Annotated in this window: 18 protein-coding genes; 13 read left to right on the top strand and 5 right to left on the bottom strand. The window is 33.1% G+C overall.

The window, feature by feature from the left end; all coding sequences use genetic code 11:
• The 4 genes from Q0P94_RS00725 to Q0P94_RS00740 form a co-directional block, all read left to right on the top strand.
• A partial coding sequence (locus Q0P94_RS00725) for a 4Fe-4S binding protein (protein ID WP_295112495.1) occupies nt 1–441 on the top strand: 441 nt, incomplete at its 5' end.
• A 312-nt stretch (nt 442–753) separates the two neighbouring features.
• Nucleotides 754–1,929, top strand: coding sequence for an MFS transporter (locus Q0P94_RS00730; RefSeq protein ID WP_295112498.1), 1,176 nt, complete (start codon nt 754–756; stop codon nt 1,927–1,929).
• A gap of 160 nt (nt 1,930–2,089) precedes the next feature.
• Nucleotides 2,090–3,358, top strand: coding sequence for a serine hydroxymethyltransferase (gene glyA, locus Q0P94_RS00735; protein WP_295112501.1), 1,269 nt, complete (start codon nt 2,090–2,092; stop codon nt 3,356–3,358).
• Between the two features lie 6 nt (nt 3,359–3,364).
• Nucleotides 3,365–4,057, top strand: coding sequence for a dihydromethanopterin reductase (acceptor) (locus tag Q0P94_RS00740; RefSeq protein ID WP_295112503.1), 693 nt, complete (start codon nt 3,365–3,367; stop codon nt 4,055–4,057).
• On the opposite strand, the gene Q0P94_RS00745 is transcribed toward Q0P94_RS00740, so the two are convergent.
• Both Q0P94_RS00745 and Q0P94_RS00750 read right to left on the bottom strand, forming a co-directional pair.
• The gene (locus Q0P94_RS00745; RefSeq protein ID WP_295112777.1) at nt 4,043–4,285 is read right to left on the bottom strand and encodes a DUF192 domain-containing protein; all 243 of its coding nucleotides are present in this window, start codon (nt 4,283–4,285) and stop codon (nt 4,043–4,045) included. The genes Q0P94_RS00740 and Q0P94_RS00745 overlap by 15 nt on opposite strands.
• A gap of 140 nt (nt 4,286–4,425) precedes the next feature.
• Nucleotides 4,426–5,091: a DsbA family protein gene (locus Q0P94_RS00750; RefSeq protein WP_295112506.1), complete on the bottom strand. Its 666-nt coding sequence runs from the start codon at nt 5,089–5,091 to the stop codon at nt 4,426–4,428.
• Nucleotides 5,092–5,406: 315 nt separating this feature from the next.
• On the opposite strand from Q0P94_RS00750, the gene ileS reads away from it, so the two are divergent.
• From ileS to Q0P94_RS00770, 4 genes are read left to right on the top strand one after another with little or no spacing between them, the layout of a single operon-like run.
• Entirely contained in the window at nt 5,407–8,646 is a 3,240-nt protein-coding gene (gene ileS, locus Q0P94_RS00755; protein WP_295112509.1) for an isoleucine--tRNA ligase, read from the top strand.
• A gap of 10 nt (nt 8,647–8,656) precedes the next feature.
• Nucleotides 8,657–10,795 (top strand): phosphoribosylformylglycinamidine synthase subunit PurL, encoded by a 2,139-nt coding sequence (gene purL, locus Q0P94_RS00760; RefSeq protein WP_295112512.1) that lies wholly within the window; start codon nt 8,657–8,659, stop codon nt 10,793–10,795.
• 20 nt (nt 10,796–10,815) lie between these two features.
• Nucleotides 10,816–12,033 (top strand): gephyrin-like molybdotransferase Glp, encoded by a 1,218-nt coding sequence (glp, locus tag Q0P94_RS00765; RefSeq protein ID WP_295112515.1) that lies wholly within the window; start codon nt 10,816–10,818, stop codon nt 12,031–12,033.
• Nucleotides 12,034–12,049: 16 nt separating this feature from the next.
• Nucleotides 12,050–13,180, top strand: a complete 1,131-nt coding sequence (locus Q0P94_RS00770) for a site-2 protease family protein (protein ID WP_295112518.1) — start codon at nt 12,050–12,052, stop codon at nt 13,178–13,180.
• A 129-nt stretch (nt 13,181–13,309) separates the two neighbouring features.
• Here the strand turns inward: Q0P94_RS00770 and Q0P94_RS00775 are convergent, their stop codons facing one another.
• The gene (locus Q0P94_RS00775) at nt 13,310–13,723 is read right to left on the bottom strand and encodes a ferritin family protein (protein WP_295112521.1); all 414 of its coding nucleotides are present in this window, start codon (nt 13,721–13,723) and stop codon (nt 13,310–13,312) included.
• A 44-nt stretch (nt 13,724–13,767) separates the two neighbouring features.
• Nucleotides 13,768–14,994 (bottom strand): FprA family A-type flavoprotein, encoded by a 1,227-nt coding sequence (locus Q0P94_RS00780; protein WP_295112524.1) that lies wholly within the window; start codon nt 14,992–14,994, stop codon nt 13,768–13,770.
• 191 nt (nt 14,995–15,185) lie between these two features.
• Here Q0P94_RS00780 and Q0P94_RS00785 point away from each other — a divergent pair, with 191 nt between their 5' ends.
• The 5 genes from Q0P94_RS00785 (at nt 15,186) to Q0P94_RS00805 (ending at nt 18,966) form a co-directional block, all read left to right on the top strand.
• Entirely contained in the window at nt 15,186–15,347 is a 162-nt protein-coding gene (locus tag Q0P94_RS00785; RefSeq protein WP_295112527.1) for a hypothetical protein, read from the top strand.
• 29 nt (nt 15,348–15,376) lie between these two features.
• The gene (locus Q0P94_RS00790) at nt 15,377–15,700 is read left to right on the top strand and encodes a hypothetical protein (RefSeq protein ID WP_295112530.1); all 324 of its coding nucleotides are present in this window, start codon (nt 15,377–15,379) and stop codon (nt 15,698–15,700) included.
• Nucleotides 15,654–16,301: a tyrosine-type recombinase/integrase gene (locus Q0P94_RS00795; RefSeq protein ID WP_295112533.1), complete on the top strand. Its 648-nt coding sequence runs from the start codon at nt 15,654–15,656 to the stop codon at nt 16,299–16,301. Before Q0P94_RS00790 ends, Q0P94_RS00795 begins: the two co-directional genes overlap by 47 nt.
• A 216-nt stretch (nt 16,302–16,517) precedes the next feature.
• The gene (locus tag Q0P94_RS00800) at nt 16,518–17,804 is read left to right on the top strand and encodes an ATP-binding protein (protein WP_295112536.1); all 1,287 of its coding nucleotides are present in this window, start codon (nt 16,518–16,520) and stop codon (nt 17,802–17,804) included.
• Nucleotides 17,805–17,982: 178 nt separating this feature from the next.
• On the top strand, nt 17,983–18,966 hold the full coding sequence (locus Q0P94_RS00805; protein ID WP_295112539.1) for a hypothetical protein: 984 nt from the start codon (nt 17,983–17,985) through the stop codon (nt 18,964–18,966).
• Nucleotides 18,967–19,062: 96 nt separating this feature from the next.
• On the opposite strand, the gene Q0P94_RS00810 is transcribed toward Q0P94_RS00805, so the two are convergent.
• Entirely contained in the window at nt 19,063–22,278 is a 3,216-nt protein-coding gene (locus tag Q0P94_RS00810) for an AAA family ATPase (RefSeq protein ID WP_295112542.1), read from the bottom strand.
• Between the last annotated feature and the right edge of the window lie 5 nt (nt 22,279–22,283).

Here is a 22,283-nt window from a genome sequence, read left to right on the forward strand (position 1 = left end):
TCCAGATCTGCAGACGGATTCTACATGGAAGCTCACCCTAAACTCAGACCTGTTGACACCTTAACTGACGGTGTTTACATTGCTGGTGTAGCACAAGGTCCTAAAGATATTCCTGACTCCGTAGCACAAGGTTCAGCTGCAGCATCCAGAGCAGCTATCCCAATGGCTAAAGGAGAAGTAGAAATCGAACCTATTATTGCATCCAACGATGAAACCGTTTGTGGAGCATGCCAAGTATGTGTTGAATTATGTCCATTCGGTGCTATTACTATCGCAACCGGTGTAGGTGGTAAAGAATTCGCACAAATTAACACTGCATTATGTAAAGGATGCGGAACTTGTGTAGGTGCATGTCCATCTGGTGCAATGAACCAACAACACTTCAAAACCGAGCAAATTATGGCACAAATCAGTGCTGCTCTTGAAGACATAGGTAAATAGATTTAGAGATTAATTTCTCTATTTCTTTTTTTTCTTTTTTTATTCATTTTCATAATGTAAACCAATTACTTTAAAAAATTAGATTTTTCTCTTGTAGACTTTTTTCTTTCACTTATATGTAACAAAAATTTTATATAATTTTAAATGTAAAATTACGACTGTACAAATAAGTGTTTATTATTAAATGATTTCTTTTATTGATAATGTTGAGTTCGATTTCGTTCTAACTTACATTTTTAATGATTATAAATTTTTTTAAGTTTAATGCACGATTTGGTTATTTTCATCATTTATATATAACTATTGTTATTAATGAGGAACACGACTATGAAAAACAATCCCAAAATACTTTTATATATTTTAATGCTATCAACATTGGGTATTAACACTCCATTAAGTATTATTGGTATTATTTCACAAATTTCACAATATTTCAACACATCAATTGCGATATCCGGTCTTTATGTAAGCTCATTCACGTTTACAATTGCGATTTCAGGTCTTTTCATACCTATATTTTTTTCAAAATTCAACCGAAAGACAACATTTGTTTCTATTCTATCGATTTTTGCAGTTGCCAATATTGTAATTATTTTTACAGACAATATTTATGTCGCATCATTTTTCAGAATCATGTCTGCAGTATTTTATCCAGCTTTCATATCAGTTGCATTGACATTCTGTGAGGAAATAGCGCCTGAAGGTGAGAGACAGGATTACATTACAAAAATATTGCTTGGAATTTCTGTTGGAAGTATAATTGGTCTTCCAATAACTACAGGGATTGGAACGGTATTCGGTTATCAGTTGGCTATGACCTGGATCTTTTTGATAAATCTGGTCACATTAATTTTAATAGCCGTATTTTTCCCTAACATTTCAGGTGAATCTAAAAAATTAGAAATACCTTTGTCATCCCTTAAATCTAAGGAGTTTATTTTAGCAACAATCGGAATTATTATGATGCCAATTGGGGCCAGTATCGTTTATAACTACATGCCTTACTTTTTGCAAACTGTCAGTCATGTTTACACTTATAAATTGAGTATTTTCCTATTTGCTTATGGGCTGATTTCAATATTTGGAACCTGGTTGGGTGGAAAACTAATTGTCATTAATGATAAGACCACATTAATCATTTTTCAATTGGTATGCACATTGATATTTTTAGGTTTGTTTCTCTTTGCAGATTATCTGATACCTGTCCTGATTTTATTCATGGTCTTTGGAATTTTGGATGGAATGGGGTATAATCTTATCCAGTACATTGAAACTTCAGTCCTGCCGGAAAGTCCTGAGCTTGCAAATGGGATATTTTTAAGTGTCCTTAATGGAGGTATTGCAATTGGAATTGCTATTGGAGGATTTTTAGTTGATGGGTTAGGTGTAATGTCAATATTTGTTTTTGGGATACTGTTTCTGGCGATTGCTTTTATTTTGCTCGTTTATGTGATTTTATTTTTAAAAATAGATTTAAAGTATAGCTAATCATGTTTTTCTTCACTCACTTTAAAATTAATTCTTTGAGTGAATTATCAAATCTGTTTTTTTAATATATTTTAGGTTGGGACTAATTTACATAACTCTTATATTAGATGTTAAACAAAAATTAAATCATAAATATATAATTGGATATTAGGTGTAATGAATGGCTAATTATCATGAAGAAATTTTAAAATTTGAAGAGATTGCAAAGAAACATACTAAATATATGAGAAACAGTATCAACCTGATTGCTTCTGAAAATGTTACCAGTGTAGAAGTGACAGAAGCTGTTGCAACTGATTTTGCACACAGATACGCAGAAGGACAGGCATTTCAAAGATTTTACGAAGGATGTCAATATGTGGATCAAGTCGAAGACATGACCAAAAAGCTTTCATGTAAAGTATATGACTGTGACTATGCAAACGTTCAACCGGTTTCTGGTGTTACAGCAAACCTTGCAGCATTTTTTGGTTTTGCAAAACCTGGTGAAAAGGTAATGGCTTTGGAAGTTCCTTCTGGAGGACACATTTCTCACGCAGATGTAAGTGCTGCGGGTATTCGTGGTTTAAAAACAGTTTTCCACCCATTGGATCAAAATATCATGAATATTGACATTGATGCAATGAACAAAAAAATCCTAGAAGAAAAACCAAAAATTGTTTTATTCGGTGGAAGTTTATTCTTATTCCCTCACCCAATCAAAGAAGCTCGTGAAGCAGCTGATGAAGTGGGAGCTACAATTATGTATGATGGAGCTCATGTATTAGGTCTTATTGCAGGAGGCCAATTCCAGCAACCTTTAAAAGAAGGGGCAGACTTGATGATGGGAAGTACACATAAAACATTCCCTGGTCCACAAGGAGGAATCATCCTTTCCCACAAAGAAAATGAGGAAGTCATAGACAATGCCGTATTCCCTGGTGTTGTAAGTAACCACCACTTGCATCATTTATTGGGATTAGGTATTGCAACTGCTGAAATGTTAGAATTCGGAGAAGCTTATGCAAAACAAACAATTAAAAATGCACAGGCATTAGGTCAGGCAATGTATGAAAGAGGATTCAATGTATTGTGTGAAGATTTAGGATTCACCAAATCCCATCAAATTGCAGTGGACTTGTCAGACATAAGATCAGCATCAGACATTGCAAAAGAATTGGCTGACAATAACGTTATTCTAAATAAAAATCTCTTACCTGGTGATGACAGGGACAACTCCGATAATCCGTCAGGTATCAGAATAGGTACTCAGGAAATAACCAGAAGAGGTTTAAAAGAAAAAGAAATGGATGAAGTTGCTGAATTTATCAAACGTGTAGCAGTTGATAAGGAAGATATAGCTTCTGAAGTTGCTGAATTCATGAACCAATACACAAAACTTGATTATGCATTCTCAGACAGAGATGCTTATCAATATCATCAATTATAGATTAAAATGAGAATCGGATTTGCATTTACTGGAGCGGGTCATTTACTTAGGGAATCAGTGCAAGTGGCTGAAAAGTTAGCCGGAGAACATGAAGTCACTGTATTTCTGTCAGGTGCGGCTGAAGAAGTCCTTAAAATGTATGGGCTTTATGAACGTGTTGAACGCATAACTGGTGGAAAGTATAGGGAACTTGCCACTGATTCAAACCAAAAATTTTCATATCCAATTACTGGCCGTTTATCTTTAGGTAAATATGACCTGTTAATAGTAACACCTGCTACAGCAAATACAGTTTCAAAAATAGTTTATGGAATAGCTGATACTTTAGTAACCAATGCGGTTGCACAGGCTGGAAAAGGGGCAGTACCGGTTTATATGGTGCCAGTTGACATTCATCCGGGACCAATTGATACAGTGCTTCCTTCAAAAATCGAATTGTCCAAATGTGAAGGATGTGATGATTGTGTCGCAGCGCTTGCATGCGAACAGGGCGCAATTATTCCTCATGAAGAGATAGACTTGACAAAATGTATCGGCTGTGGTCTGTGCAGAAATACATGTCCGAATGATGCAATATCTGAAGGAAAAATCATAACAATCTATATGAGGGATATCGATATTGAAAATACCCGTAAATTGGAAAGTATTGACAATATTAAAATATTTGAAAATCCACAAGAGATATTAGATAAATTCTAATTCATCTCCTATTTTTATTTTTAACAAGTCTTTTTTTGTTTCTAAAATGTATTTTGCATGTTTTTTTGGTCTATGGAATTTCCATGGTTTTAATGTAGCTTTTTCAAAAACAATCTTATTTTCATCTAGAAAATACACATCAATATCAAATCTCATGAAATGAGTATGTATTCCAGAGTCCTTCAGGTTACAGAATATCAATGCAAAATCAATATTATTTTTCCCCATCAATCCTTTAAAACGTTTAAAAAAAGTGTTAGCATACTTAATATTGATACAAATTTGTTTATTGGTGGTTTTATTTAAAATCATTAGATTTAATATTTTGTTTAAAGCTATTTATACTTTAAACAAATAAAAATCAATATTTAGATGAATGTTTTGTCTTTCATCTCACCGCTTTCAAGATCTTTCAGAGCGGTTTCAAATTCTTCGGTTGAAAATACTCCTGGAATAATCAGTCTTTCCCCATTTTTATTTAATATGAAGCATGGTGTAGCTGTTATTCCATTTGAAAGCGCTTCTTCCATATCTAAAAATACTTCTATATTATAATAATTATTTTCTATTATTTTACGAGCTTCATTTTCTTCCAATCCGCAAGATGTTGCAATTTTTGTCAGAACATCATTTTTTGCTAGGTTTTCATTTTCAACGAAATTTGAATAAAATATTTTGTCTACAAGATCTAAAGTAATTTCCGGATGGTTATTCTCCACAAACTTTGTTAACCTTAGTGCATCTTTGGAACTTGTAAGCTGCATATCCTTGTAATTCATGTTTAAGCCATCATCAGAAGCAATTTTGTCTATTTCATCTATCTTTTCTGATGCCTCTTTTTCGGATAAATCATGTTTTTTTGCATAAATTTCTGTAGTGCTTGATGTAGGTCTTTTGCCTGCTTCGGGTTCAAGTTCAAAAGGCCTCATTTCCCATTCCACATCTAAATCTAACTTTGCCACGGCTTTCTTAATCCTTTCAAGTCCAATATATGAATATGGGCAGTTAAAGTCAATTACATATATAATTCTCATTTTTTATCCTCTTTAGATTTTTTAGAATCTTTTTTGGATACCTTGTATAATTTCACAAGATTGTCAATAGTTCTTATGATTGTGTTGTATTTTCTATAAAATCCCATGTTTAAATATTTTAAATTAGTGTTATATGTATTTTTAGAGTTGGATATCACTTTCACCCATGAATTTTAAATTTAATTAAATCAAAAATCTTTTTTATTTTTAAAATATTCAAAAATCCCATAACCTTTATTTATTATCTAAAACAAAAAGATATATATTATAAATTTTTATTTACCTATATTAATTTTAATTATATGAGGAGTTACAATGCCAATAAAAGAGGCAGAAAAATCATACAATCATGAAAAAATAGAAAAGAAAGTTCAGAAATTCTGGAAAGAAGAGGAAACTTTCAAAAAAGTAAATGAACTTAGAGAAAAAGGTCCTAGATACTCATTCTTGGATGGCCCACCATACTGTAGTGGTAAAATCCACTTGGGAACAGCCTGGAACAAGGTAATCAAAGATTCATATCTCAGATACAAGTCAATGAATGGATTCAGCTTAAGAAGACAGGCAGGATGGGATATGCATGGTCTTCCAATCGAAAATAAGGTTGAACACATCATGGGTATTCAATCCAAACAGGAAATTGAGGAAGACATTGGAATCGACAAATTCGTTGATAAGTGTAAGGAGTTTGCAATTGAAAATAAGATTGCAATGGAACAGGAATTTGACCAGTTAGGTGTTTGGATGGATTGGGATGATCCGTACATGACACTTGACCCTAAATACATGGAATCTTCATGGTGGATGCTTAAAAGGGCAAATGAACAAAATTTACTTTTAAATGACCAAAGAGTCATTAGCTGGTGTCCTCATTGTGGAACAGCTCTTGCAGCTGCAGAAATTGAATATGAAGAAAAAGTGGATCCGTCCATATTTATCAAATTCCCGGTTCAGGGCGAAGAAGATACATATTTCCTTGTCTGGACCACCACTCCATGGACATTGCCGGCTAACCTTGCAATTTGTGCAAATCCTGAATTTGATTATGTTTATGTTTCAAAAGATGGTGAAACTTACATTTTGGCTGAAAATCTGATGGAAGACGTATTGGGAAAACGCATCAAAATCCACAGAACCAAAATCCCAGCTGAAAATGAGGATGAAGAAGACCAAATTATAGAAGAAAAAGAAGTGATGTATGAAATAATCAAAACAGTTAAGGGTGAAGATTTAATTGGTCTTGCTTATGATTATATTTTGGCAGATGAAATTCCAAAGCAAATGGAATTTGACTCTCAAATTGATAAAGTTCATACAATATTACCTGGTGACCATGTAGAGCTTGGTGAAGGTACCGGTTTGGTCCACACTGCACCGGGGCACGGTCCGGACGATTTTGAAGTTGGTAAAGCTAATGGTTTACCTATATTCTGTCCTGTAGGTGAAGACGGATGTTTCACTGAGGATGCGGGTAAGTATGACGGTAAATTCACAAAAGAAGAAAATGATCAAATCATCAAAGATTTGGAAGCTAAAAACTTAATGTATCGTGTAGAAACCATTGAACACAGGTATGGAGTATGTTGGAGATGTAAAACTCCTATTATTTACCGTGCAACCAAACAATGGTTCCTTAAAGTGACTGACATCAAGCAAAAGATGTTAGATGAGATTGAAAAGGTAGAATGGATTCCTAAGTGGGCCGGTGAAGGTAGGTTCCATGATTGGGTAGACAATGCACGTGACTGGACAATCTCAAGGCAAAGATACTGGGGTATTCCAATACCTATATGGGAATGTCCTGATTGTGGAGAACTAAAGGTAATTGGTTCTTTAAGCGAGCTAAAAGAAGAGTCATTAAATGAAATTAACGTAAGCGATTCAGAACTTATCCACAGACCATATGTGGATGAGGTAGAAGTAAAATGTGACAAATGTGGAACTTCAATCAAAAGGATTCCTGACGTATTGGATGTGTGGATTGACTCCGGTGTAGCAGGATGGGCATCATTATACTACCCTGAAGAAAAGGAAAAATTCCAGGACTGGTTCCCATATGACTTTATCACTGAAGGGCACGACCAAACCAGGGGATGGTTCTACTCACAACTCGGAACCGGGGTAATTGCAATGGGACAAAGCCCTTATCAGAAAGTATTGATGCATGGATTTGTTTTGGATGAGCATGGAAATAAAATGTCAAAATCATTAGGTAATGTTGTAGCTCCTGAAGAGGTAATAGAAAAATACGGAGCAGATGTGCTTAGATTCTACTTGTTATGGGCTTCAAAACCATGGGACGACTTAAAATTCGTATGGGAAGAACTCCTAAACATCAATAAAATGTTCAACATCCTATGGAATGTATATGTTTTCTCAACTACCTACATGTCCCTTGATAACTTCAACCCAGTCGGATTAAATGAAGATGACATGATTTTAAGAGCTGAAGACAAATGGATTATTTCAAAAGCTAACAGTCTGATTAAGGAAGTTGCTGAAGATTTGGACAACTTATTCTTCCACAAGGCAACCCGTAAAATCAACAATTTCATCCTGGAAGATCTAAGCCGTTGGTATGTAAGGCTTATTCGTGGAAGAACCTGGGTTGAAAGCGATGATCCTGACAAGCTTGGAGCTTATTACAGTTTATACACAGCACTTGTCAAACTGATTCAGGTATTATGTCCAATTGCACCTCATGTTTGTGAAGAAATCTATGAAAACCTTGTAAAAGGAGTAAACCCTGAAGCTCCGGAAAGCATTCACATGCTTGACTGGGAATATGATGACGATGCAATCGACAGTGTACTTGAAGCTAAAATGGATGTTGTTCGTGATGTAATTGAAGCATCCATCAAAGCACGTGATATGGCGCAATACAAACTCAGATGGCCTGTATCAGACATTACTGTAGTATCTGAAGATGGAGATGTATTGAATGCCATTGAAGATTTAAAAGACATTATTAAAGATCAATCCAATACTAAAGATGTTTTATGTGCTAATGAGTTTGAAAAGCTATCCTACAATGCAAAACCTAACCTTAAAATCCTTGGACCAAAACTCAAAGGAGACATGGGCAAAGTTGTTAAAGGTTTAAAAATGGCTGATGGTAATCAAATCAAAGCAGACCTTGAAGCCAATGGCAGTGTTACAATTGAAGGAATCGAATTGTCTTCTGAAGAAGTATTGTTTGACTCAGAACTTCCGGATGATTTTGTTTCCTCAGAGTTTGACGGCGGAAATGTGTTTGTAAATACAAACATCACTCCTGAAATCAAGCAGGAAGCTATGGCACGTGAACTTATAAGAAGAGTTCAGGACATGAGAAAAGATTTGGACTTGGATGTTGAAGCAAACATTGATGTAAGTGTTGAAACATCAGCAGAATTCAAAGACTTGATTGTACCTCAATCTGAATTCATCTCTCATGAAATCAGAGCCAGAAGTCTGATAATTTCTGATACTGAACCTTGCAACAAAGATTCTGAAATTTATACAAAAGAATGGGATATTGAAGGAGAAAATGTTGTAATCTCCATAAAAGATTAAGGGTGTTAAAATGACTTTAACAGATTCTGAAATGGAATATATTGAAGGAATCCTCGGAAGGAAAATGAATGAGCTCGAAGAAGGAATGCTTGATGTAATGTTTTCAGAACATTGTTCATACAAAAGCAGCAGAAGGTTCCTTGGAGCATTTCCAACTGAAGGGGAAAATATTATCTTAGGTCCGGGTGACGACGCAGGACTTGTAAGCGTAACTGATAAATATGCATTAGCTGTAGGAATGGAATCACACAACCACCCATCAGCTATTGAACCTTATGGGGGTGCAGGAACAGGTATTGGTGGAATATTAAGAGATATTATTTCAATGGGAGCAATGCCTATAGCACTCTTGGATTCACTCAGATTCGGACCAATCGAAGATGAAAAATCAAAATACCTATTTGAACATGTAGTAAAAGGAATTTCCGATTACGGTAATCGTGTTGGAGTTCCAACCGTTGCAGGAGAAATAGAATTTGACGAATCATTCAGAACAAACCCATTGGTAAATGTAATGTGTGTCGGCCTTGTCGAAAAGGAAAATATCGTTCGTGGACAGGCACCAAATATCGGTGATGTATTCTTATTAATGGGTGGAACAACTGGCCGTGACGGAATCCATGGTGTAACATTCGCATCCGAAGAGTTGACCTCTGATTCTGAAACTGAAGATAGGCCTGCTGTTCAGGTGGCTGATCCATTCACTAAAAAAAGAGTTTTGGAAGCTTCTTTAGAGATATTGGAAAAAATCGATGTCAGCGGTGTAAAGGACCTCGGTGGTGGCGGATTAACCTGCTGCATATCAGAACTTGTAGACGAGTCAAACAATGCTGCATTTGTAGATTTACGCTCAATTCCATTAAGAGAAACAGGAATGACTCCATATGAAATCATGCTTTCAGAATCCCAGGAAAGGATGGTATTTGTCATAAATCCTGATGATGTCAAATTAGCCCAGGAAATCTGTGATAAGCACGAAATCGTTTCTGCAGTAATCGGTGAAGTTCGTGAGGGAAACAATATGATCATTTCCGATGAAGGGGAAGAAATCGCTAACTTGCCAACAATTTTGCTTGCAGACCCACCTTCAATCGAAAGACCTGTTGCTGAAATTCCAGAAGATACAGAAAAAATCGAGCTTAAGGAACCTGGTGTTTATGAATCATTACCAAAATTATTGGCTAGTCCAAATATCGCATCAAAAGAATGGGTTTACAAACAGTATGATCATGAAGTTCAGGTAAGGACTGTTGTAAAACCTGGAGATGATGCAGCGGTTTTAAGAATAGATGAGGATACAGCTATTGCACTTACCACAGATTCAAACACAATTCACACAAAACTGTCTCCATTCGATGGAGCTGCAGGATGTGTTGCAGAAGCAATAAGGAATGTGATTTCAATGGGAGCAACTCCTTATGCAGTTGTGGACTGTTTGAACTTCGGAAATCCGGAAACACCTGAAATACTCTGGCAATTTAAAACAGCTATTGAAGGTATGAGTCTTGTTGCTGAAAAATTCAATGCACCTGTTATCAGTGGAAATGTAAGTTTCTATAATGAAACTGAAGGAATCAAAATCAATCCAACTCCTGCCGTTGGAGTAATTGGTGTTGAAAAGATTGAAAACATCAGAACTATGGACTTTAAAAATGAAGGAGATAAAATCCTTTTAATAGGTAAGACCTATGATGAACTCACAGGATCAGAATATCACAGAACTATTCATAATCTTGAAAAAGGAACTGCTCCAAGAATTAGAATTGATGAAGAACTCGCTAACGGTCAAACTGTATTGAAATTAATTGATGAGGATGCAGACAAAAATATTACTGCCGTTCACGATGTATCAGCTGGAGGTCTTGCTGTAGCACTTTCAGAAATGGTTATCAAATCCGGAATTGGATGTGAAGTTAACTTAAAAGATGATGAATTGGATAAAATTCAATTGCTGTACTCAGAAAGCCACGGCAGATACCTGGTAACTGTTAAAGCTGATGCATTGGATGAGATTTTATCAAAAATTGATGTTGATGTACAGGTCATTGGTGAAGTTAAAGGCACATCATTAAATGTAAATGACCATGAATTCAGCTATGAAGACTTAAATGATGCATATCATGGTGTAATTGAACAATACATGGCATAAATAATTGGGGGAGTATTGGCATGTTTTTATCTAAATTGGAGTCTCTAAGTAATGCATCAAAATTAGTCAATGAACATATAAAAACTACTGATGTTGAAGAAATACCTATCGCTGAAGCTCATAAAAGGGTTTTGGCTGAAGATATTATGGCATTTCACGATTCTCCACCTTTCGATAAATCTGCAATGGATGGTTTTGCAGTAATAGGTACAAATACTTTTGGAGCATCACAGTCCGCTCCTAAAGAATTTAAAATTATTGATGCTATAGGTGCAGGGGACTTTTCATCTAAAACCATTGGTGAAAATGAGGCTATTGTAATAGCTACCGGAGCTCCTATTCCTGATGGAGCTGATGCGGTTATCATGAAGGAGTATACAACTACTGATGGTGATGATTTAACAATTTACTCTCAGGTGACTCCTGGCGAAAATGTCAGTCCAAAGTCTGAAGATATCAGGAAAGGTGAAAAAATCCTTTCTAAAAATACTTTTATCAGATATCAGGAAATGGGTTTGATTGCCTCTGCAGGTTATGATATGGTCAAGGTATATAAAAAACCTAAAGTCATGATTGTCATAACAGGAAATGAACTAGTTGAACCGACCAAAGAGGAAATCGATAAGGCAAAAATCATTAACTCTAATCAGTTTACTATTAAGGCAATGGTTGAAGATTCAGGAGCTGTTGCAGATATTACACATGCAGGGGATAGTTTTGAGGAAGTAAAATCTGCAATATCAAAAGCGACTGAGGATTATGATGTTGTGATGACTACAGGTGGAACAGCTATCAGTAAGGGAGATGTTGTTTTAGATGCTGTTGATGATCTTGGAGAAATTCTCTTTCATGGGGTAGCTATCAGGCCAGGTAAACCTGCTGGTGCTGGGCTTGTTAATGATACAATGGTATTTACACTGTCAGGTCAGCCTGTAGCGGCCATGAGTCAGTTTGACATGTTTGCTAGAAAATATCTTTTTGAAATGCAGGGAAGGTCATTTGATTTTGATGTAGTGCAAAGAGTATCTCAGCTTAAGATACCTTCACAGCTTGGAAGGACTGATTTCATCCGTGCAGTTTCAGATGAGAATCATGCAAAGCATGTACTCAATAGAGGTTCTGGCATTATTAGGTCAATGGTTGAGGCAAACAGCTATATCATCATTGACGAAAATGATGAAGGATATCAAAAGGATGATTTAGTTAACGTTGTCTTCTTTAATTCATTACTTTGGTAGTTAAAGGTGTATTTTAATGAATGGTATTTACTATTATTTGATAGCTTTTGCCGTTATCTGGGTATTGGCTTTAACATTGAAAAGTAAATTAACCAATCATGGTTTTGAAATTAATTTCCCTGTCATAATGTGGAAAACTGAAAGGCTGAGAGGATTAATTTCAAAAATTTCTAATTTTTCTCCTAAATTCTGGAAATGGTACATGAATTTGGGAATTGTTGTGTGTTATATTGGTATGGTAGCCATGACATGGATACTGATTAGTTCCCTTCAAACGGTTTTTGACACACCAAGTGTTTCTATCATACTTCCTGGTGTGGAAATGCCCGGTTCTCCAATATATGTCCCATTTCTATCAGGTTTTATTGCATTAGCTACAGTATTGGTTGTTCATGAATTTTCGCATGGTATCCAGTCCATTGGTGAAAAGATCCCAATCAAATCCATAGGATTACTTTTGGTTGCAATTCTTCCGGGAGCTTTTGTTGAACCTGATGAGGATGAATTGAAAAAGGCCAGTAGGATGTCACGTTTGAGAGTTTATGGTGCAGGAACAATGGCTAATATAACATTGGCATTGATTGCACTTCTTGTAGTCTCTGGGGTTTCTTATGAAATACCTCACCTGTTTGATGAAAACGGAATTGAAGTAAATAGGATTGTTGGTGATTCACCTTCTGAAGGTATTTTAAAGGAAGGGATGGTATTGCAGGCCATTGACAATAAAGTCATTAACGATTCCGAGTCATATATGAATATTGTATCATCATTCAAGCCGGGTGATAATGTATCGGTAAAAACGGATCAGGGCACTTTTAATGTGGGGCTTGGCAAAAATCCAAACAATGAATCTGTCGGATTTTTCGGTATTCAGGCTTCAAAACACTTTGTGCTTAAGGACACTTCAATGGGTTCCATTCCATGGATACTGTTCAGTATTGCAGAGCTTTTCCAGTGGATATTTACATTGAATCTCGGAATAGGTTTATTCAATATACTTCCAATAAAACCTCTTGACGGAGGATATATGCTTGAGATTTTACTGAGTTATAGGCTACCTGAAAATCAGTACAAGCCGATTGTTAACTCAGTTTCTGCAGTTCTGGCAATGGTTATTGTATTCAGTCTTATTGCAGGGTTTTTATAAAAATTGCTCTAAGACTATAATTTTTTTTCAAAAAGAACTGATTTTTAAATAATAAAATTATAATTATCTTTTTATTTATGAATTTTTTAAAAAAAGAAAAGTGTGAAAGAATAATTAAATTCTTTCGATTTAGAAGTATCTTTCTAAGATTCCTTCTAAGATTTTGTAATGACGACCTTCGTCTTTTGAACTTTCTCTGAAGAAATCAGCAGCAGTTTCAATACCAGCTTCCTGAGCTTTTTCAGAAGCTTCTCTTTTTTCTGCATTTGCCATTTTTTCTCCACCCATCATCCATTCGATGTTAGCTTTGAGGTCATCTTTAATGATTCCGTTCATTTCACAGAATCTTGCAGCATGTTCAGCTTCTTCCCATGCTAATCTTTTGAATACTTCAGCTAATTCCCCATATCCTTCTCTGGAAGCTTGTCTGGACATAGCTAAATATATACCTACTTCGTTGGTTTCTCCTTCAAAGTTTCCTGCTACGAATTTTTCTACAGGGGTTCCTTTGGTAATTCCAATTTCATGTTCGTATTTTACCATTATATCTACCTCTTTATTGCAATATATAATTTACATTTTGGAGTTTATAACTCTTTACATGCTTGAGCTAATTTTTTACCTAACTCGTAACTTGCATCATCTTCATCAGCGGTTGGTACAAAGTAAATTTCTTGAGTGTCCACAATGTCGAATCCGCAGGTAGCTAATTCTTCAGCGAGTTTAGCAGGAGCTCCTCCTCTTCCACCCATGGAACCGAAGGTTACTGCTTTTCTTTCAATACCAGTTCTGTTGAATAATAATCCTTTCAAGTAGTACATGATGTCTCCGATACTTGGGTATGGTACATCGTTGATGGTAGGATCTCCAATAGCTACTCCTTTACTGGTTAAGATACTTTTAACTATTTCAGATCTTTCGTCTTCGTGCAGGAAGAACATTTCCACATCGTATCCTTCAGACATTGCACCTTCAGCAATTTCATGGGCCATTTGCTGGGTGGAGTAGTGCATGGTGTCGTAGATAATAGTGATTTTATCTTCACATACACCGGTAGCCCAGTTTTGGTAAGCTCCGATTACTTGCATTGGATCAGTCCAGATTTGACCGTGGGATGGTGCAATCATTTTAATTGAGTCGAGTAAACCTAATTCAACAACTTCATTTAATTTTTTGAGAACTAATTTTGAAAGTGGGGTGATTAAGTTTGCATAGAATTTTTGAGCAGCATCCATTAAGATGGTTTCTGGAATTTCATCTGAGAATCTTTGGGTGAAACATAAGTGTTGACCGAATGCATCGTTAGGGAATAAAATTCCGGTTTCATCAGCAAGTAAGGTGAACATGCTGTCAGGCCAGTGTAATAAGAATGCGTCTAAGAATGCTAATGTTCTTCCACCAACATCTAAACTGTCACCGGTTCCAACAGTGATGAATTCAGCACCTTCAAGTGCAGGGTAGTGTTTTAACAATCCTTTTACTGCAATTTCGGTACAGTAAATAGGTGCTTCTGGGAATCTTTTGTGTAAGTCTACTAAAACACCTGAGTGGTCTTTTTCAACATGGTTTTGGATGATGTAGTCAACTTTGACATCTCTTCCTTCTTGAGCGAATGCATCGTCGATACGAGCCATCATTTCTTTGGTTTTTCCAGGATAAGCATTATCAATAATTGCAACTTCGTCTTCACCGAATACAATGTATGCATTGTAGGTAGTTCCATCTAAAGTGTAACCGTGGTATGTTCTTAAGTCCCAATCGAGCACACCTATCCAGTATACTCCTTCAGCTATTTTTTGTGCGTTTGCTTTCATATATATCACAACTTTGTTTTTTTTTTTTTATTTAATCCATAATTTCGACTATGAATTTATAATATTTTTAGGAGTATTTGTATATATAGTTTTGTTTTATACGAACAGTTTCAAAAGTTCTGATACTTATTAGTATTCAACCGCTCTCTCTCAAGATATTATACCTATGAAAAATAAAGGTGTTAAGTATGATGAATGACGAGCTATTAAAAAATTTTTCAATAAGCTGCAACCATGCGCAGGGCACATTTTTTAGCTATGAGCTTTCGCTGAGAAAGTACTGCGAGTATTTTGGTATGAGCTTAAAAGATCTTCTTTATGAAGCTGAAGAAGATGAAAACACAGTCGATTAAAAGCAAAATTAGTCGAATATAGGCATTATATGTATCAGTATTATGCTCCAGGAACTGTCAGAAAAGAGATGAACTGCATTAAATATTTCTATAAATTCTATGACATAGAGATATTGTCACTGCCTAAAATTAATGAAAAAAGCATTCAAAAGCCAGCTCCGATATATTTCAAGGATTTGCCGGATAAGGCAGTAATAAGAGAGGCTTTTCAAATAGCTTCTCCTTTAATGAAAGCTATAATTTTGTTTTCATGTTCCAGCGGTTGTGCGAGAACAGAAACATTGAGTCTGACAATTGGAGATTACATTGAGGCATTATCTGAATATCTACCAAAAAGGGATATGGATATTTAATGTAATCGATTATCTCAATGGTGTTGATGATGTTGTTCCGACCTTCAGTATTTTGAGGAAAAAGACAAACAAGTATTACATCACATACTGCAGTCCTGAAGCTGTAAAGGCCATTAACGCATATCTGTTGCTTCGTGATAAACCTCTAACTGAAGAAAGTCCATTGTTTAGGATTAGCAGGACATATATGGTGCAATCATTTGAGATGATCAATGACACTTTAGGCCTTGGAAGGGTTGGAAAGTATCGAAGGTTCAGAAGCCATATGCTCCGCAAGTTCCATGCATCAGCATTGTATAATAGTGGCATGAGTTTGGATAAGGTCAATGATTTGCAGGGTAAGGCCAAAAACAAAACAGATGCAGCATATTTCATGACCAACCCTGACGATTTGAAGTATGAGTATATAAAACATCTACCAGCAGTAACAATCAATACTGATGTTGAAAAGCTATCCATCAAATCACCTCAGTTCATTCAAATGGAAAAAGAAAATGAATCCTTAAGATTAGAAGTAGGTAGCATGAGAAATGAAATGGAGGAGATGAGAGGTTTGAAAAAAGAACTTTTAGGCATCATAAACATGGTTAATGAAGGCTAATTGATATAGTAATGATAGCATTTGGCATGTGTTGAATGCTATCAAAATAATATTCAAAAAATCTTATAAATCCATAATTTTACAATGGAGTATTCTTGATGAAAAGTATAAAACAAACTTGATGAAAAACATAAAATTTATATGATGAAAAGTATAAAATAAATTTGGTGAAAAGTATAAAATAAAACTGGTGAAAAATATAAAAAAGTGATTAATATGAAAAAATATTTACCAAGATATACTGATCAGGAACTGAAAGAATCTCTTGAATATATGGGTGCTGTACTAATAACTGGTCCAAAGTGGTGTGGTAAGACAACAACAGCTAAACAACAATGTAAAAGCCTAAAGGAACTACAACATCCTGTTCATGGAAAATCTTACTTAAAACTTGCAGACACCAATCCAATAGAACTCCTAAAAGGTGAAAAACCAATGCTGATTGACGAGTGGCAGATGGCACCAGAACTATGGGGTGCTGTAAGGTATTTGGTAGATGAATCAGATGAGGATGGATTATATATTTTAACTGGATCATCAACAGTAGATGGTAGTAAAATCGCCCACAATGGTGCAGGTAGAATAAAAAGGATAGTAATGCGCCCGATGAGTTTATATGAAAGCGGAGAATCCACCGGTGAAATTTCATTAATGGACTTATTTGATGATAAAGATTTATACATTGATGGCATAACATCAAAATTAACAATACCTGATTTAATATTTGCCGCTTGCAGAGGAGGATGGCCAGAATCATTAAACAAAAAAACAAAAAAACAGCAATTGGCCATTGTATCAAATTATATTGATATAATATGTAATAGTGATGTTTCAGAGGTGGATGGGGTTAAACGCAGTCCTCAAAGAGTAAAAGCTATTCTAAAATCATATTCTAGAAACATATCAACATTGGCAACAAAAAGAACACTAATGAAAGATATAAAAACAGAATATGAAGATATTTCACCACCCACTTATAATTCTTATATTAATGCTCTTGAAAGGTTATATGTTATCCAAAATATTCCTGCATGGTCACCAAACATCAGATCAGCAAATACCATGAGAAAATCATACAAAAAAGAATTCATTGACCCATCAATAGCTGTGGCAAGCCTAAACCTAACACCTGAAAAGTTGCTTAAAGATTTTGAAACATTCGGATTCATATTTGAAAACCTGTGCATACGTGACTTGCTCGTTTACTCAAGCTCAGTCAATGGCGAAGTGTTATATTACAATGATGACAGTGGCCTTGAAGCGGATTGTGTCATATATCTAAATGATGGAAGATATGCATTAATAGAGTTTAAATTGGGCAACCGTGAAATCGATAAGGGAGCAGAAAATTTACTTAAGCTAAAAAAATTGATTAAAAAAAGTGTGGAAAACAAAAAAATTGATTTGGAAGAGCCAAGTTTTCTAGCAGTGATTACTGGTGGTGAACTTGCCTACACTAGAGCTGATGGAGTGAAAGTTATTCCGATTGGGTGTTTGCGATAAATATTTTTTGGATTAGAATACACTATGTTCAATTATCTGGAGTTATAATTGTTATCAGGAGGATAATGAAAACAAGAATCAAATACAACAGTTAGATTCAGAGTTAGCTATACTTAGAATGATGAAATACATTTTATTCATCCAGAAAAACTAAAAAAAAATAAAATGGTGTATTTTTATGGACTTTAAATTAAAGGAATATTTCATACATGATGTTTTACCTCCATTATTGTATCTTGATAAAATATATATTGATGCAAATCATCAATTACATGAAGAGTTGCTATTTGATTTGGAAATGGTTAATGAAGAAGATGTTTTGAGTTATTACAATCAACATGAGAGTCAGTTGAATTTTTTAAATCATAGAATTCCTGATAAAATGTTATGTGCTAAAATATTATTATTGGGAGATTTAATTGCTAATTCAATATATGAAGATAGATTACAAGCATTATTAGTTAATAAACCTTACGATAAAAATGAATTCGATGGTTTATATGATGATGAATATCTAATTAAAATAAATAAAAAATCAAAAACATATGATTCAATTTTCATTGATAATAATAGGTATGGGTTATGTTTACAATATAATGCTTTTAACTCATCATATTGGATTTCAAGGGAATTAAACAAGCTTAATTTAGATGAAGTTAAATTAAAAATTCGACCAGATCCATTTTTAAAAAATTTTAGTCCACTTATTCTAAAAAGTACAGTTTTTTCAAAACCTTTAAATTGGAATAATATTAGGTTTTTAAGAAATGATGATAGAGGTAAATTTGAAAATTATAAAACTGGAGAAGTGACTGAATATTTATGGCATCCTAGAAATAATGAAGTAATATTTACTTGTGAAGAATTGCCTCCAAAAAATCAAATAAATCTGAGAGGAAGTAGATATTTCCATGTCATATTTGAAAATGACTCAGGAAAATTTCAACATTGTGATGGTTCTATAAAAATCTATAATGAAAAATCATATGGGAGGAGATTGGATTTTTCAATTGATAATAATGAAGTAAATGATATTGGAGATGAAGTGAAAATATTTCGAGTTGACAATAATATTCCTAAAGAAAAATTTACTTCATTAATTTGTAGCTATTTTTATTGGAATTATGATTTGAGCAATTATTTTAGTAATTTGGTTAAATAAAATAATTTTGTTCCTATCTAGAAAATAGTTTAAATATTTTAAGAATTTTCAATATTAAATAACATATTTTATATTATTCAACCTCTCGAATCTTAATCAGAAAGGAATACAAGATTCTTCAATAAATGTTTTAAAAATATAAAATAAGTTATTCCAATCAATTTCAATGTTATATTGATTAATAAGATAAGGAATATTGCCTAAACAGTAATACATATTTGCAAAGAATTTATCTGAAAAATAAACATTTGTGGTAATCGAATCATGTATTATTAAAAGAAAATCTTCTTTAATAATTTCATCATCATATATTTTAAACAAATCTGGATATGTCATGCAATCATGATTCCCATTTTGTAATCTAGCTAAATCTAAATGGGTTAATCCTTCTAATTTAATTTCATCTAAATCATTGCTTTTCAAATAACCTCTTTCTAGAATTGTTTTATCAGATTCATCGGGTATTCTATCATCATCCTTACATTTTTCATACATTATGTCATTCTCCTCAAAAAATTGAATGCATCCATTAGGAACATTATAAACTCTTAATTTAAGGAATTTAAGATGAAGTAATAACTGTTTTTTATAATTTGACTTTAAAATATGATTAATATTGTTGAAATCTATTTCTCGGCTTGAATTAAATTTGAAGAAGTTCTTAAAAACAATTTTTTCGGGAAACTTATTAATTTTATCTTCATCTAGATAACCAATTTGTGAATCAAAATCTAAATCATAAGAATCTAATATTCTTTCAATTTTATCAGGTGCTTTTTCAGCTATATAATCCAAACTTAGATGGTGGATTCCTTTTTCTGATTTATTCATCGTATTCAAAATTAAATTCATCGATTCTTCTTCAAGAATACAACCATGTTTTTCAAAAATCAATAAAGCGGTATCTAGTGTTTCGACACTATAATCTTTGTGAAAAGAATACATATTAAAATATTTAAAGATTTCAGAGTAATCGAAATCTACTTTTAACGTATTATTGAATCTTAAATATCCTAACAATTCAATATATAAATCACAACTCATTTTATTTAAATTATTTTTTATATGCTCTGAAAGAGTAGATTTTAAATAAATGTTTTCATCTTCTAGATATCCACATTGATATATTCTCAATTTAGCACCATTCAATATATTCCGCGCAGGCATTGTGCGAATTTTTAATTCATCTAATATTTTGTTAAATTCCATATCATCAGACCAATTCCAAGATTTATTAACAAAATTATCAATAAATGGATAATATTTGGAATTTTCACAATTATTAATCCAAACATACGCTAAATAGTCCTCAAGTAATCTATAATTAAATTCATAACGGATAATATCCTCAATAACATTCTCATCTGCAATTTCACAATCTTCTTCAGAATAGAATAATTTTTCAATATCCCATTCTCTGTTTAATTCTTGGATTAGTTCTTCTTCATCATAGTATTCATTTTCTAGTAATTTTTCAAATGAATATACATTTTTTTCTTTATAATATTGATATAAACTCCACATTACACCATTACTATAAATATCACTTTCATTATATCCATTCCAATCTGCATATCTAAAAATTTGATAAAATAAACTAAAATTATCAAAATAGTCATTTCTATCAACAATCATATAAATTAGAATAAAAGAATAATATTGATAAATATTTAAAGTATTTGGATAACCTTTCAATATTTTTCTTAGATTTAAATAAAAAATTTTGACAGATTCAAAATCAAAATTGCTGCTTAGTTCTTTAAAGGTTTCAAAGTTTGAATATTTCCTTAAAACTTCTTTGACGAACTCTTCATCTTGAAAATCAATTGTATGGAATCTAGATAGATATTCAATGTTTATTGATAAAATATTTTCCTTAATACGGTCTAATATTCTATTACTTGCATCTAATTTAATTCTTAAATAATTATTAAAACTATCATGGAATAAGTTTAATCTATTCATTGCTGAATTGAATAAATAAGGATGTTCCTCTATGAATTCAAAAAGCATTTCCGAGTTATCTTCATCCAACAAACTTGAAATCTCTTCTGTTAAAACGTAAGAAGGAATAGTTAAAAATATCTTTAATAAATTTTTATATTTAATTTTTCTGATAATCTTATCATAATAATCATTAATTGATTCTATTTTCTCAGAATATTCAGATAAATCCCCTCCATTTTTAATGTGCTCTGCAAGATAATATATAATAATGGGATAACCAGCGGTAACATCATATAATTTTTCATAATAGTCGTTTAATGAAGGATATTCTTCATTTAAATAGTAATATGTTTCATCTTTAAACCAATTTCTTATTGTATGTTTATTTTTCATTTCGGAATAATTTCTAAGAGGTCTTGAAAAAATTATAGTTTTTGTATTGTCTAAACATTCAATGAAATTTATAAAAAATTCTAATTGATCTTCCCTATAATTTTCAACATGATCTAATCCATCAATGAGTAATATTCTATTTGATTCTTCCAATTTTTGGATGATTTCCTCTTGTGAATGTAAAGATGAATTTTTAAATAGTTCACATGATAAATTTTGTAAAAAATTATAAAAAACTACTCGATCGTCCTTGTAAAGATCATCATTTCCTATGTGGAATCTATAAATAAGTGTATTTTCATATTTGTCTTCAAATTCACTTACTAAATGACTTTTTCCAATTCCTGGGGGTCCAATACACCAATGAACTCCTTTTTGCACACGATTTTCATCTGGAATTTTTCTTAAAAGAATAGTTTTTTGATTTAGTTTAATCGGATAAATTGTATATGGAGGTAAATTCTTTTTATGAAATTCAAATTGGCCATTGTGTAAATTATTATAAATTAAATTATGTACTGATTTTTCTCGATTTATATCAAAATATCTTCCAATTTGTTTTTCTGAATTTGCTATAGTTAATGGGATAAAATACACTGAATCAATAAGTTTAGCTTTTATTCCTAAAATTTCATTATCACATTCAAAATTTGATTGGAAAACAACTATATTGGTATCTTCCTTTTTGAAAGGAATATCTTCATATCCCTTAATTTTTACTTTATTTTCTTTAATAGAAACATTATCTATATTAAAATTTTCGTAATCTTTTGCTTGAATATAATAAGTATTATTGTCTATATCTTTTAAGATTATGTCATCAAATTTAGTAGTTTTAGACTCATCTCTACTAATTTCAGCATCAATATATGTAATTTTATTGTTCAAATCCATTTTATATACAAAGTTAAGGTAAACCCATTTTTGATAACCATAACCTTTAAAAGCATTTCTTGTAATTGTATTTCCCATAAATA

This window comes from uncultured Methanobrevibacter sp., from assembly GCF_946184425.1.
Lineage (GTDB): Archaea > Methanobacteriota > Methanobacteria > Methanobacteriales > Methanobacteriaceae > Methanocatella.

Excerpts from the sequence above, each read along its gene's own strand:
- Q0P94_RS00730 (WP_295112498.1), top strand. The coding sequence starts at position 754 with ATGAGGAACACGACTATGAAAAACAATCCCAAAATACTTTTATATATT.
- glyA (WP_295112501.1), top strand. The coding sequence starts at position 2,090 with ATGGCTAATTATCATGAAGAAATTTTAAAATTTGAAGAGATTGCAAAG.
- Q0P94_RS00740 (WP_295112503.1), top strand. The coding sequence starts at position 3,365 with ATGAGAATCGGATTTGCATTTACTGGAGCGGGTCATTTACTTAGGGAA.
- Q0P94_RS00745 (WP_295112777.1), bottom strand. The coding sequence starts at position 4,285 with ATGGGGAAAAATAATATTGATTTTGCATTGATATTCTGTAACCTGAAG.
- Q0P94_RS00750 (WP_295112506.1), bottom strand. The coding sequence starts at position 5,091 with ATGAGAATTATATATGTAATTGACTTTAACTGCCCATATTCATATATT.
- ileS (WP_295112509.1), top strand. The coding sequence starts at position 5,407 with ATGCCAATAAAAGAGGCAGAAAAATCATACAATCATGAAAAAATAGAA.
- purL (WP_295112512.1), top strand. The coding sequence starts at position 8,657 with ATGACTTTAACAGATTCTGAAATGGAATATATTGAAGGAATCCTCGGA.
- glp (WP_295112515.1), top strand. The coding sequence starts at position 10,816 with ATGTTTTTATCTAAATTGGAGTCTCTAAGTAATGCATCAAAATTAGTC.
- Q0P94_RS00770 (WP_295112518.1), top strand. The coding sequence starts at position 12,050 with ATGAATGGTATTTACTATTATTTGATAGCTTTTGCCGTTATCTGGGTA.
- Q0P94_RS00775 (WP_295112521.1), bottom strand. The coding sequence starts at position 13,723 with ATGGTAAAATACGAACATGAAATTGGAATTACCAAAGGAACCCCTGTA.
- Q0P94_RS00780 (WP_295112524.1), bottom strand. The coding sequence starts at position 14,994 with ATGAAAGCAAACGCACAAAAAATAGCTGAAGGAGTATACTGGATAGGT.
- Q0P94_RS00785 (WP_295112527.1), top strand. The coding sequence starts at position 15,186 with ATGAATGACGAGCTATTAAAAAATTTTTCAATAAGCTGCAACCATGCG.
- Q0P94_RS00790 (WP_295112530.1), top strand. The coding sequence starts at position 15,377 with ATGTATCAGTATTATGCTCCAGGAACTGTCAGAAAAGAGATGAACTGC.
- Q0P94_RS00800 (WP_295112536.1), top strand. The coding sequence starts at position 16,518 with ATGAAAAAATATTTACCAAGATATACTGATCAGGAACTGAAAGAATCT.
- Q0P94_RS00805 (WP_295112539.1), top strand. The coding sequence starts at position 17,983 with ATGGACTTTAAATTAAAGGAATATTTCATACATGATGTTTTACCTCCA.
- Q0P94_RS00810 (WP_295112542.1), bottom strand. The coding sequence starts at position 22,278 with ATGGGAAATACAATTACAAGAAATGCTTTTAAAGGTTATGGTTATCAA.